9 protein-coding genes, 2 tRNA genes and 1 pseudogene are annotated in these 13,109 nt (G+C 36.8%); all 12 read left to right on the forward strand.

Annotated features, from left to right (window positions below; translation table 11 throughout):
- Window positions 1–146 precede the first annotated feature (146 nt).
- The 12 genes and pseudogenes from CHV_RS00770 (at window position 147) to CHV_RS00825 (ending at window position 13,087) form a co-directional block, all read left to right on the forward strand.
- Complete coding sequence (locus tag CHV_RS00770; protein ID WP_034576438.1) at window positions 147–1,634, forward strand: potassium/proton antiporter; 1,488 nt, start codon at window positions 147–149, stop codon at window positions 1,632–1,634.
- Window positions 1,635–1,705: 71 nt separating this feature from the next.
- The gene (gene lpdA, locus CHV_RS00775) at window positions 1,706–3,100 is read left to right on the forward strand and encodes a dihydrolipoyl dehydrogenase (RefSeq protein ID WP_034576439.1); all 1,395 of its coding nucleotides are present in this window, start codon (window positions 1,706–1,708) and stop codon (window positions 3,098–3,100) included.
- A gap of 206 nt (window positions 3,101–3,306) precedes the next feature.
- Complete coding sequence (locus CHV_RS00780; RefSeq protein ID WP_034576441.1) at window positions 3,307–4,089, forward strand: enoyl-CoA hydratase/isomerase family protein; 783 nt, start codon at window positions 3,307–3,309, stop codon at window positions 4,087–4,089.
- Between the two features lie 242 nt (window positions 4,090–4,331).
- Window positions 4,332–5,036, forward strand: a complete 705-nt coding sequence (locus CHV_RS00785) for a hypothetical protein (protein ID WP_034576442.1) — start codon at window positions 4,332–4,334, stop codon at window positions 5,034–5,036.
- A 113-nt stretch (window positions 5,037–5,149) separates the two neighbouring features.
- Complete coding sequence (locus tag CHV_RS00790) at window positions 5,150–5,599, forward strand: hypothetical protein (RefSeq protein WP_130721362.1); 450 nt, start codon at window positions 5,150–5,152, stop codon at window positions 5,597–5,599.
- Window positions 5,600–5,919: 320 nt separating this feature from the next.
- On the forward strand, window positions 5,920–7,695 hold the full coding sequence (locus CHV_RS00795) for a 30S ribosomal protein S1 (protein WP_034576445.1): 1,776 nt from the start codon (window positions 5,920–5,922) through the stop codon (window positions 7,693–7,695).
- A 9-nt stretch (window positions 7,696–7,704) separates the two neighbouring features.
- Window positions 7,705–7,775 (forward strand) — tRNA-Cys (locus CHV_RS00800).
- A gap of 159 nt (window positions 7,776–7,934) precedes the next feature.
- Window positions 7,935–8,816: pseudogene (locus CHV_RS05105) on the forward strand (IS982 family transposase).
- 38 nt (window positions 8,817–8,854) lie between these two features.
- A tRNA-Leu gene (locus tag CHV_RS00810) sits at window positions 8,855–8,941 on the forward strand.
- A 351-nt stretch (window positions 8,942–9,292) separates the two neighbouring features.
- Window positions 9,293–10,411: an HD domain-containing protein gene (locus tag CHV_RS00815; RefSeq protein ID WP_034576446.1), complete on the forward strand. Its 1,119-nt coding sequence runs from the start codon at window positions 9,293–9,295 to the stop codon at window positions 10,409–10,411.
- Window positions 10,412–10,594: 183 nt separating this feature from the next.
- Window positions 10,595–11,713, forward strand: coding sequence for an ankyrin repeat domain-containing protein (locus CHV_RS00820; protein WP_084303073.1), 1,119 nt, complete (start codon window positions 10,595–10,597; stop codon window positions 11,711–11,713).
- Window positions 11,714–11,800: 87 nt separating this feature from the next.
- Complete coding sequence (locus CHV_RS00825) at window positions 11,801–13,087, forward strand: serine hydroxymethyltransferase (protein WP_034577030.1); 1,287 nt, start codon at window positions 11,801–11,803, stop codon at window positions 13,085–13,087.
- Window positions 13,088–13,109: the final 22 nt, after the last annotated feature.

Raw genomic sequence — 13,109 nt, forward strand, 5'->3', positions numbered from 1 at the left:
GCATACATAGATTATGTATCTAACATAGTAGCCTATGATGCACTAATTTTTATGTAAATTTACGTTAATTTCGAAAAACATTGTACAGCATACCTCTGTATGTCTGTTGTCGTTTATCGCTTTAGCCTTGTTTAATATAGAAATCTATGCATTTAGTTCCAGAAAGCTTGCTTATTGCCGGTTCTTTTTTACTCTTCTTGAGTATTGTCATTACTAAGCTATCTACCAGATTAGGTATTCCAGCGTTGATTATCTTTTTATTGGTAGGCATGGCTGCAGGCCATGAAAAATTAGGGAATATTGATTTTCACAACCCTATAGCTGCTCAATTATTGGGTGCTGTTACCCTAAGTTTAATTCTTTTTACAGGAGGCATAGAAACCGAGTACAAGCATATACGGCCTATTCTTTGGAATGGTATATTACTGGCGACTGTAGGTATTCTAATTACGACTTTTAGTGTCGGACTATTTATTTGGACGCTTACCAACTTTTGGGGAGGCAATATACAATTCACTTTATTAGAAGGGCTACTGATGGGTTCGATTGTGGCCTCTACAGATGCAGCTGCTGTTTTTGCGATCATTCGGGCTAAGAATATGCACCTCAAAGCCAATCTTAGTCCCATGCTGGAATTAGAATCGGGGAGTAATGATACGATGGCTTGGTTTTTAATGTTTTTATTTAAAACGTTGCTGCTTAACAAGCAAGCTATTGGACCCATGCAAGCGATCGGTATCTTTATTCAAGAGATGATCGTAGGAGGGCTAGCGGGCTTCTTAGTAGGTAAAATCATGCTGGTATTGCTCGATAACCTGCGTCTTTCCAATCGTTCGCTTTACCCAGGTTTAATGTTGGCGGTAGTTATTTTTACCTACTCAGCCACTCACTTTTTGCATGGAAATGCCTTTCTTGCCGTTTACTTGGTTGGATTAATCTTAGGCAATAAAGATTTTCCACATAAAAAAAGCATTATTCAATTTTGTCAAGGCATTTCTTGGTTGATGCAAATTATAATGTTTATTATGCTTGGGCTGTTGGTTTATCCACATAAACTTCTACCTATAGCTGGGATTGGTCTATTGCTCTCCATTTTTTTAATGTTTGTAGCCCGTCCGTTGAGTGTCTTTGTTTCATTGTTTTTTTCTAAAACACTAAATGTAAGCCACAAGATTTTTATCTCTTGGGTAGGACTTAGGGGGGCTGTTCCTATTGTTTTTGCTACCTATCCATTGTTAGATAATATTCACCAAGCAGATATAATCTACCATATTGTCTTTTTTATTGTGCTTACTTCTATCTTATTTCAAGGCACCACCCTTTCGCCCCTTGCCAAGTGGCTAAAATTAGAAGCACCAACGGTGGCCAAACATGAGCCTACTATTCAGTTATCCAAAGAAGTAAATAGTGAGCTAATAGAAGTAATGGTTCCCCAAGATGCTCCGGCTATTGGTAAAAAAATTGTACAGTTGAGTTTTCCAGAAAATGCATTGATTGTGCTTATCAAACGCAATGGCGTACATCTTATTCCAAGAGGAGATACCGTTATTGCTCCTTTTGACTTACTCATGATTATGGCAGAAAACCATCAAGCCATTCATACCATCAAGGAACAATTCGGTATAATAGACTAGTGAATGGGTAACCATGATGATTTATCATGCCAGTAGCTATCTTTTTTTACCTATATTCCTAAACAATACATATGTCTCAAGAATACGATCTTATCGTCATCGGAAGTGGTCCAGGTGGCTATGTTGCTGCTATTAGAGCGGCTCAATTGGGTATGCAGGTCGCAGTTGTAGAACAAGAAGCCCTTGGTGGCGTTTGTTTAAATTGGGGTTGTATCCCTACAAAAGCATTATTAAAAAGTGCACAAGTATTTGATTACTGTAACCATGCTGCCGCTTATGGTATTGAAGTAATAAAAGCAAGACCCAATTTTCAATCTATTATAAAACGTAGTCGGGATGTGGCAGCTACTATGTCTAAGGGCATCCACTATCTTTTTAAAAAGCATAAAATTACCATTCTAGAAGGGCGTGGTAAGTTACTCCCTGCTGGTACTGTTTCTGTTACCACACCAGTAGGTGTTACCCATCTTTACCGTGCGCCACATATTATCTTAGCAACTGGTGCAAGGAGCCGTCAGTTGCCCCATTTGTCTATCGATGGATCGCATATCATAGGTTATAGAGAGGCACTTTCCCGTACGAGTCAACCCGACTCTATAGTGATTGTAGGAGGAGGAGCCATTGGATGTGAATTTGCCTACTTTTACCATACCATAGGTACAAAAGTTACTTTGATTGAGTATAATTCCTGTTTATTGCCATTGGAAGACGAAGAGGTATCCAAACAGATCTTAAAATCTTTTACAAGAAAAGGGATAAAGGTCTATACAGCTGCAGAAGTTACCAAAGTAGATCGCTTAAAAAGCACTTGTGTCGCACATATTACTTCCCAATCAGGTGACGAACAGATTGAAAGTGACCTGGTTTTTTCCGCTATTGGCGTACAACCGAATATAGAAAATATAGGTTTAGAGGAAAACGGAATACTGATGGAGGCAGGTAAAATTTCGGTCGATGCTTATTATAAAACCAGTTGCAATGGTGTCTATGCGATTGGAGACCTTATCAAAGGCCCTGCATTGGCCCATGTAGCATCAGCAGAAGGTATAGTCTGTGTAGAAAAAATAGCAGGACTTACACCTGACCCCTTGGATTACAATAATATACCTTCTTGTATGTATATGCAACCTGAAGTAGCTGCTGTAGGTTATACGGAAAAGTCTGCAAAAGATGCTGGTTATAAAGTTAAAGTAGGTATTTTCCCATTTTCTGCTTCTGGAAAAGCACAGGCAGCTGGTCTACCAGAAGGGTTTGTAAAGGTAATTTTTGATGCCCAGTATGGAGAATGGCTTGGGGCACATATGGTAGGTGCCCATGTCACAGAAATGATCGCAGAGGTAGTTGTGGCACGTAAACTAGAAACGACCGCACATGAAATTCAAAATAGTACCCATCCACATCCGACTATGTCAGAAGCTATTGTGGAAGCAGTTTCTGCTGCTTACGGAGCAGCCATACACCTTTAGTCTATGGAGTCTATATATTTGGGATTGGGGTTGCTATTCAAAAAATTGTTGCACTATTTAAATATCCTGTATATTTGATGGTATGTAACTTTGGAATAAAATGAGATGTTAAATAGTGTAGATATAATAAATAGTGTAGATATAAAAAGCGCAATATGCATTTGCATACTGCTTGGTTAATTAAGCTATAAAAAATTGCGTTTAGTATGGACAAAACAGCATCGTTACAAAGTAATCTAGAAGATGGTATCTTAACCATTACCCTTAAAGCCGATTCAAAAGCCTTTATGTTAACAGATAAAAGACTTATTGAGTTGCGTCATCTTATTCAAGAAGTATATGATAATGAAGCTATAGAAGGTGTTATTATTACTGGAGAAGGAGAAGAGATCTTTTCTCTAGGCACAGAGGTTTCTGAATTGCTCAAGTTGAATGAGTTAAATGCAAGAAAATTTGCAGAAAATGGTCAAGAAGTATTGGCTTTTATAGAAGATTGTCCTAAGCCTATTTTGGCTGCTGTTAATGGCTATGCTTTAGGGTCTGGCTTTGAGCTGGCGTTGGCTTGTCATTTTCGATTTGCTTCTGAGAATGCCATCTTTGCTTTTTCAGAAATTGCTTACGGGGTTATTCCTGGATTTGGAGGTACGCAACGGCTGACTCAATTGCTTGGTAAGACCCGCGCATTAGAATATCTAATGACCGGTAAGCGTATTGATGCCAAAGATGCAGAACAAATGGGATTGGTCAGTGAAGTGGTAAGTTATAAAGAAGAAATGCTTAAAAAAGCTAAAAAGTGGCTTACCTCTATTGTAAATAATGCAGACTTGGCATTGGGTATCTTGGTAACTTGTGTCAATGCAGCTGAGAATCCAGATGAAAATGGCTTTCAAACAGAAGCAAATGGTTTTGCTAATTGCTTTAAAGCAGTCGATCTTAAAGAAAAACTTATGAAGATTGTTGATAAACAAGCGTTGTTAGAAATCAAATAGTGAAATAGCTATTAGATAGGGTTCATTTGGAAGAGACCAACCATTGGTATTTACCTATTTGTGAAGTCCTAAAATACAAGTTCCTTTTCCAATCCTCCCGCTAAACCTTGGAGTGCTTACTATTCCAAATATTTTGGAAATGATGCATTATATATGTATTTTTGCAAACTGGTAAATCAGGTTATATGCCTAGTTGTATATAGTATTCAATCACCTAAATAATATAAATATATATGTATAGTATGATCATAAGTAACCGTTTACGTAGACTATTAATCGTAAGTATTTTCTGCCTTCCTGCATTGGGATTGAGTGGATGTGGTAGTTATAATAAGGCTAGGTTGGGTGCCCAGTCAGGAACAGAATCTATGGGAGAAAGCCAGACACAAGCAGAACAAGCAGATTTTCGATCTAAAAAGTTTATTGATTGGACTGGTTATATTGGTGGGAAGGCTGGGTACCTTTCTGGAGGTATACTTGGAGGAATGGCTGGTGCTTGCTTTGATGGTGTCTATGTGCTTTTAGATGGTGTCTATGTGCTTTTTACTGGTAATAATATAGGACCAGTCCCTAGTTACGTTAATACCTATGAATTAGCTTCCTATGGTAGTAAGTTTTTCGGTACCTTTGGTAATTATGCTTGTACTCGCGTTGCTACTGCCCTAGTATGGGTTAAACCGTATCTAATTACTTCTGCAGAATGGATTGGTTCTAAAAGTTATGATGGTGTTAAGTGGGCTTCTTCTTCGATTTATGATTATTCGACTCAGGCGGCTGATACGCCAAATAATCACACAGATAATCCGGAACCTAATATTGCTACTTATGAAGTCCATATTGGAGATGACTCAGAGCCTTTTACTGTGTTAGAAGATAAAGATCATGATTCTGATTATGAGTCTGGTGATGAGTCTGGTGATGATGTATATTTTGATGCTAAGGCATAGACTGAAACATAAAGTATAATAGAAGAGTTCTCTCTAAGAATTGGGTACAATGCTTCTATGGCTTATGCTAGTCCTCAAAAGAACTATCATAAGCCATTTTATTAAATAATATTATGATAATGAGAAACTATTTAAATAAACTATTGGTAGCAACTATTTTTTATCTTCTTGCGTTAGGGTTGGCTGGGTTCAGTTGTTCGAAAAAATATAAAACTTCAGCATCAACTGACCTAAAACTGCCTATAGAAAAAGCTGATAAGCAAGATGAAAAAAAACCTTTGGAGAAAGCTGATAAACAAGACGAAAAAAACCCTTTGGAAAAAGTTACTGATCTGGCTGGTAATATTGGTGAGATTAGTATAGGTGTTGTTGGAGGTTGTATTGGGGGGGGAATTGGTGCGGTTGCAGGTGGTATTTCTGCTGCTTGTGAAGGTGCCCCTATTTCTGAAGCTATAGCAGATGGTGCTGCTGATGGTGCGCGTTTGGGTTCCTCTATTGCGGCCCCTATTGGTAAGTGTACTGCTCAAGTTGCTACCTCTGTTTTAATAAGAACTCCTGTATAGCCATACCTTTAAACCGTATATCCTATATTTTTTCTATGCACTAAGGCTCATTTACTTTGAAAAGTGGGTGTAGACCGCTTAAATATTTTTCTATATACCATTAAAGTGAGTACATTCAGCTACCTATACTATAGGTAAATCATACCAATCCTTATATTTTTTTTGTAACTTTAGGGCCTGTAAGGCAAATCTAGATACCTAGATCATTGCACTTATCTAAGAAGTCGTATATTAATTTCATTTTTTTAACCAGACAAAATAGCACTATGCAAATAGTGTGGTGCCGTTTTTAACTAACATAAAGTCAATACCTCGCCCTTATGCATGCAACAGAAGGAGTTTTCAACTGGGATCAATATGAGCATCCTAATAAAAAATTAGGCAGCCTATATACAGATCAACAAAGAGAAGATATGGCCGCCCTATATGGATCTACCTTAAGCGCTATTAGTCAATATGAAGTAGTAAAAGGATCGGTTATAAGCATTACCCATAAAGATGTTATTGTTGGAGTTGGATACAAATCGGATGGTTTAATAGCTGCCTCTGAGTTTAGAGATCTGCCGGATTTAAAACTAGGTGATGAAGTTGAGGTATATATAGAAGAAACAGAAAATACCAAAGGTCAACTGGTACTTTCTCGTAAAAAAGCAAAATTGGTAAGGGCCTGGGAAAAAATTCAACATGCATTGGAACATGGAGAAGTTTTAGAAGGGCTGGTTAAACGCAGGACCAAAGGAGGGTTAATTGTAGAAGTTTGCGATATTGAAACCTTTTTACCTGGTTCACAAATTGACATTAGGCCTGTATTAGACTTTGATGTTTTTGTGGGTAAAACCATTGATGTAGTGGTTATTAAAATTAACCATACCAATGATAATGTAGTAGTTTCTCATAAAGCACTAACTGAAAAAAAGTTAGAAGGACAGAAACTTGAAATCATTAGCAACCTTGAAAAGGGGCAAATTCTAGAAGGCTATGTTAAAAACATAACTAAATTTGGTGCTTTTATTGACTTAGGAGGCGTAGATGGTTTGCTCCATAAGCTAGATATGGCTTGGAGCAGAGTCAATCATCCGGAAGAGCTGTTTACGCTTGGCCAAAGAGTACGGGTAGTAGTGATTGGGTTTAATGAAGATAAAAAACGTATTTCTCTGGGTATGAAGCAACTTCAAGAGCATCCATGGGATGCCCTTCCAGAAACGTTAGAAGTAGGATCTACTATTAAAGGTACCATAACCAATATTGCCGATTATGGTCTTTTTATAGAGTTGATGCCAGGTATTGAAGGGTTTGTCTATGTTTTAGATATATCATGGTCGCAATACTTGCGTGATATAAATGAACATTATAAAATAGGTGATACTATTGAGGCTTGTATATTGTCATTGGATCGAAAAAATTATAAAATAGCTTTAGGCATCAAACAACTGACTGGCGATCCCTGGGAACACGATAGATTCTTATCTACCTATGCAGTAGGCACTACCCATGAAGGAGTGGTCCGAAACCTAACCCATTTTGGGGCTTTTATAGAGCTGGAGCCGGGTATTGAAGGCCTTTTGCATGTTTCTCGTCTTTCTGAGACCAAGCGGGTTGCACATCCTTCTGACGTCTTGAAGTTGGGAAAAAAATTAGAAGTGATTGTGTTGGGTATTAGTCGCGAGAATAGACGACTTTCACTTGGTTTAAAACAAGAAAACCCATGGGATATGTGTGAAAAAATCTTTCAAATAGGTACCTTACATAAAGGGACTATTGTAAAAAAGATTCCAGGTCGTGGCGCTATTGTTGAGTTGGTCCATGGTATAGAAGGACAGGTAGCACAGCACCATTTTATTAAAGCGGATGGTCAAGAGCCAGAAGTTGGAGAGGAGTTGGATTTTCAAGTACTAAAATGTGCTAAAGCGGATAAAAAAATAATTTTATCACATCAGATTCTTTTTAATCCAGAGGTAGAGGCCAAAGTTGAAAGTAAAACAAGAGTAGAAGCAAAAGGGAAAATAGAGAAAGCACCATCTACTAGAGGTTTTGAAGCTTTTGCCAATTTGAAAGAAAAGTTAGAGCAGCATACAAAAAAAGAAAGTAAAGAATAGTTACTTTTGGGTCGCGTGGCCGAGTGGTTAGGCAGAGGTCTGCAAAACCTCGTACGGTGGTTCGAATCCACTCGCGACCTCTAGTCACTTTTTAAATAGATGAAGCTGACTACATACAGGTATTTACTTACTGGTAACGTCAGTTTTGGATTAGAAATTAAGAAAAGAGTATAAAAAGCTCCTTTGTGTTTTAAATTTGTGGGATTGAAAAATAATCATAAAAACCAAAGGAGCCGGATATGAATGTATCAAAATTAGTTGAAATATATTACGCTGTTGATGAATTTCTTATAAAATTTATGCCTTATATGGAATCACATTTGTTACCTACTTCAGATAGAAAACCTACTAGAACATGTTCACTGATTTTGAGCGAAATAATGACAATATTAATTGCTTTTCATGTAATTGGCTTTAGAAATTTTAAGTTGTATTATATTCATTTACAACAATTTCATTCTAATGACTTTTGCAAGTTAGTAAGCTATAGTAGATTTATATCCCTAGTTCAAAGAACAGTAGTTCCATTTTACTTTTTTTCTTCAAAGTACTTTCTTAAAACGAAGAACAGGCTGTTATTTTATTGGATTCAACCGCTATAAAGGTTTGTAATATAAAAAGAAGCTTATGCTCATAAAGTATTTAAGACAATTGCTAGTAAAGGTAAAACTACTACTGGATGGTTTTACGGAATCAAATTAAACTTGATTGTCAATGATTTAGGAGAAATTATGAATTTTTCTCTTACTACAGGTAAGTCCAATGATAGATGGCCAGTAGAAAACTTATGTAAAAATTTGATCGGAAAAGTATTTGCTGATAAAGGCTACTTGAGTAAAGAATTATTTGAAAAACTTATGGGAAAAGGCATAGAACTGATTACTCAAATCAGAAAAAATATGAAAAATGCTTTCATGCCTATCTGGGATAGGCTAATGCTTCGAAAGAGATCTATCATTGAAACCATTATCGATCAGCTTAAAAATATTAGTCAGATAGAACACTCCAGGCATAGAAGTATACCTAATTTTATTGTCAATTTAATAGCTGGTATTACAGCTTATTCACTAAAAGAGAAAAAACCGGCTATAGATAATATATATACAACTGGTTTACAATAAGTCTAATCCGAAACTCACGTTGGTAGTTTTCTTTTTTTGCCTAGGTGGCGGAATTGGTAGACGCGTTGGTCTCAAAAACCAATGATAGTAATATCATGCCGGTTCGATTCCGGCCCTAGGTACCATTTAATGCTATGTTTTTAACTTAAAAGCGCAGTAAAAAAATGATTCCTCTCATTTTAATCAAGTAAAGATATAAGTAAAATTTTTTGTTCGAAAAAACTATACCATTTCAACATTGATATGTTTATCAATGTTGAATTTTGGTATGTTAAGGTGTTTCATCTAAGTCATAATGATTGACTTGTTTTATAGGTTTTATAAAATTAGGGCGTTCCTTTTTCTGTAGTTGGTCATACCAGTTTATAAAATTGTAACTTTAGAGCGAGGTTATAACCTTTACTTAAGCTGCGCCATCAGTCAAAACGGACTTATGCTGGCATTGGTTTATGTAAAAAAACTTTTGATTGTATAGCATGATAAAAAGAAATGAAATACTTCATCTAAATAATTGGAACCTCCATCAACTTGCAAGGGCAGTCTCTAAAAATTCAAAGGATATCAAAGAGGTCTCTTCAGCGTTGCAGGAGGCCTCTTCATGGTTGATCTCTGCAAAAGGAGTGCAAGATTCAAAAGTATGTCAGTATCTTCTAAGGGAATGTATTCGGGTAGCTACTATTGCGGCTACTGAACTTTCTTTAAATTTACCTGCTGTTGTTGCTGTAATCTTAGCACCACTTTTTTTAAAAGGACTGGTGCGGAAAAAAGCTATTCAAAACTATTTTGGTTTAGAAACAGCTGCTATATTAGTTGAGTTGCGTAGTGTATATCATGGTAAATTCCGCTCTCGTACCATTCTTAGCGGTCTAAGCCATCCTGATGTAACGCTTCCACGTATTGTCGCAATTTTATTACAAATTGCTGATATTATTCGGGTAAACGGTGCTGGCATATTGTTAAAAAGTGCTCATCCACCATTGATTTACTATTCTGGTACTAAGCTCTTACTTGACTTAAAGCGTTTGTATATCCCACTTTCGCATAGAATGCGGTTATATAATATCCAAGCTAAATTGGCCGATTTTTGGTTGAAGCATACTTATACGTTGAGTTATTATTCCATTACGGCTAAGTTAGGTATGACCAAGTTGCAAAGGGAGCAAAAATTAAATCTTATTGCTGAAGAAGTCTATTCTGCTGTTCACGCACATGGCATTGATTTTATATTAAAAAAACGTATTAAATCTGTTTATTCTATTTGGCATAAGATTCAGAGATTAAAGGTAGACTTTGATCAAATACATGATCTTGCTGCTGTTAGAATTATTTTAACAGGTATGGATGGTAAAACACTTCAAGAAGAAAAAATAGCTTGTTGGAAGGTGCTTACTATTCTCAGTGATCTTTATAAGCCCATCTGTAATATTATGAGAGATTGGATTAGTATACCAAGAGATAGTAGCTATGAATCGCTCCATTTTACCTTTGAAACTTGTAAATATGGGCGATTAGAGGTACAAATACGTACAGAGCGCATGGATCATATTGCAGAACATGGTGAGGCAGCACATTGGAAATACAAATATTTAGATTAGTTGTTACCGGTCTATAGCCCAATATATTTATTCGTTTTTTCTTGTCTATTCAGAAGGGGGTGGTAAAAAAATTTCTATCCAGCTTAATTTTTCTTGATCAACAAGCTATCTAAATAGGTAGGTTATATTGATTCTATTTTTATAAAATTCTATAAAAAATAAAGTGTTATTTAGTCATTAGATATGCAACAATTATCCCTTGTTTATTTTTCTATAAAACATGCAAGCCTATTGATGGGCTTTTGGATTTTATCCATCAGCGGGTCAGCTAGTTATGCTCGCTTGGCAATAGATGAGGTACCAGTGGCCAATCAGCTATCTACTGTGAATAGACTACTTGTATCAGCGATTCAAGAGAATAATGTACAAAAGGTTACTGCCTTACTGATTGATAAAAAAAATATTAATAATCAAGATTTTTTAGGATATAGTCCATTGCATTATGCGGCTAAATATGCCAAAGCAGTAGTGGTTGCGTGCTTGCTTGAAGCCAAATCTTTACTCAATCAAGTAAGCGTTAGAAATGGCCATACACCTTTGTTACTGGCCATTGAAAGAGGACATAAAAAAATTGTGTCGCTTTTGCTAGAAGCTGGTGCAGATCCAAATATTTTAAATCATAAAGGATGCCATCCATTACAATTGGCTATTCAACAAAACAGAAAAGACCTTGTGCAATTATTATTGCAAGCAGGTGCTATTTGTAATGTTACGCCTAGTCCTTTATTATTAGCCATTAAGGGACGAAGTCTGCCAATCATTCGACTGTTGTTGGAACAAAAACAAATTATTGAAACAGAGGATAAGAATGGATATACAGCGTTGCATTGGGCAGTTAAACAAAATAGCCCAACTATTTTTCAAATATTATTAAAGTCTGGTCGTTTTAACATCAATGCTAAAGCAGCTAATGGTGCCACACCACTGCATCTTATAGTTTCCAATAAAAGAAGTAAGTTGTTAAAAACTTTGCGCCATCTGCCCTGGTTGGAAGTAAATATACAAGATCGTACAGGCAGTACACCCTTACATTATGCAGTTGTTACCAATCAACTAGAAACTGTGAATGCTTTATTGCGTTATCCTGGGTTGGATGTAAATGTACCCAACCACCTAGGTCAAACTCCTTTACATTATGCTGTTCAATGCCGCTATACCGCTATGGTAAAAAAACTATTGGTATATGTGGGTAATGGTCTATCTATCCAAAACAAAGAAGGCGTTACGCCATTAGAACTTGCCATGCATCAAAATGATACTAAAATTTATAAATTAATATTACCCTATATAGAAGCCTTTTAGGTATGGAGTAATCCTTCTACTGCAGGGGTATATAAAAATTTCCTTCTTATCTTCTAAGGGGCCTATCCATATTGTACATCTCCTATGATCAAACAAGATTCAATTATTTTTTCACTTATAGCAAAAGAAAAAATACGTCAAGAAGAAGGGTTAGAATTAATCGCTTCTGAGAACTTTGTTTCTGCCCAAGTAGCAGCTGCGACAGGCAGTATTTTAACCAATAAATATGCAGAAGGTCTTCCAGGTAAACGCTATTATGGGGGGTGTCATATTGTGGATGCAGTAGAGTCTTTAGCCATTGACCGGGCTAAGGCATTATTTAACGTAGATTGGGTAAATGTCCAACCTCATTCTGGTTCACAGGCCAATGCAGCCTTGATGATGGCCGTTTTAAAGCCTGGGGATAAAATACTGGGATTTGATCTAGCCCATGGTGGTCACTTAACGCATGGCGCTCCTGTAAATTTTTCTGGAAAGTTGTATCAATCCTTTTTTTATGGTGTTGACCAAGCAACAGGACTTATTGAATGGGAGAAAGTAGCACAAAAAGCAAGAGTCGTACAGCCTGCTATGATCATTTGTGGTGGTTCAGCTTATAGCCGTGATTGGGACTATGTACGGCTACGGGCCATTGCAGACGAAATAGGTGCATTGCTATGGGCAGATATTGCCCATCCTGCTGGCCTTATTAGCCAGGGGCTACTCAATAATCCTTTTCCTTATTGTCATTTTGTGACGACTACCACACATAAAACATTACGAGGCCCTAGAGGAGGTATGATACTCATGGGAAAAGATTTTGAAAATCCTTTTGGTAAAACGAATTCCAAAGGGATACTTCAAAATATGTCTGCTTTAATAGATGCTGCTGTTTTCCCTGGTACACAAGGTGGACCACTGATGCATAGTATAGCTGCTAAGGCTATTGCTTGTTACGAATCGATGACCACCGACTATAAAGCTTATGCCATACAAGTACAACGCAATGCTAAAGTTATGGCACAGGAGTTGATGGATAGAGGCTATAAAATTATATCTGAAGGAACAGATAACCACTTATTGTTGCTGGATCTATCTGGTAAAAATATTACGGGTAAAAAAGCAGAAGCCGCTTTACAAAAAGCAGATATTACCACTAATAAAAATTTGATTCCTTTTGACCGTACGAAGCCACAAGTTACCTCAGGTATCCGCTTAGGAACGGCTGCTATAACCACTAGGGGGTTGGTGGAGGCTGATATGGTACGGGTAGTAGAATGGATCGATCGTGTTATTAATAGTTTTGATAATGAATCTAAAATAAAAAAAGTAAAAGAAGAAGTTAATAAATATATGTGTCATTTTCCATTAACAATGGTAGATCATTGGCGCTAGAGTTGTACCTATTGGGTTGAAG

The organism is Cardinium endosymbiont cBtQ1 of Bemisia tabaci, from assembly GCF_000689375.1.
Taxonomy (GTDB): domain Bacteria; phylum Bacteroidota; class Bacteroidia; order Cytophagales; family Amoebophilaceae; genus Cardinium.

What these genes read in the sequence shown, in the direction of transcription:
- CHV_RS00770 (WP_034576438.1), top strand. Translation starts at nt 147, where the DNA reads ATGCATTTAGTTCCAGAAAGCTTGCTTATTGCCGGTTCTTTTTTACTC.
- lpdA (WP_034576439.1), top strand. Translation starts at nt 1,706, where the DNA reads ATGTCTCAAGAATACGATCTTATCGTCATCGGAAGTGGTCCAGGTGGC.
- CHV_RS00780 (WP_034576441.1), top strand. Translation starts at nt 3,307, where the DNA reads ATGGACAAAACAGCATCGTTACAAAGTAATCTAGAAGATGGTATCTTA.
- CHV_RS00785 (WP_034576442.1), top strand. Translation starts at nt 4,332, where the DNA reads ATGATCATAAGTAACCGTTTACGTAGACTATTAATCGTAAGTATTTTC.
- CHV_RS00790 (WP_130721362.1), top strand. Translation starts at nt 5,150, where the DNA reads ATGATAATGAGAAACTATTTAAATAAACTATTGGTAGCAACTATTTTT.
- CHV_RS00795 (WP_034576445.1), top strand. Translation starts at nt 5,920, where the DNA reads ATGCATGCAACAGAAGGAGTTTTCAACTGGGATCAATATGAGCATCCT.
- CHV_RS00815 (WP_034576446.1), top strand. Translation starts at nt 9,293, where the DNA reads ATGATAAAAAGAAATGAAATACTTCATCTAAATAATTGGAACCTCCAT.
- CHV_RS00820 (WP_084303073.1), top strand. Translation starts at nt 10,595, where the DNA reads ATGCAACAATTATCCCTTGTTTATTTTTCTATAAAACATGCAAGCCTA.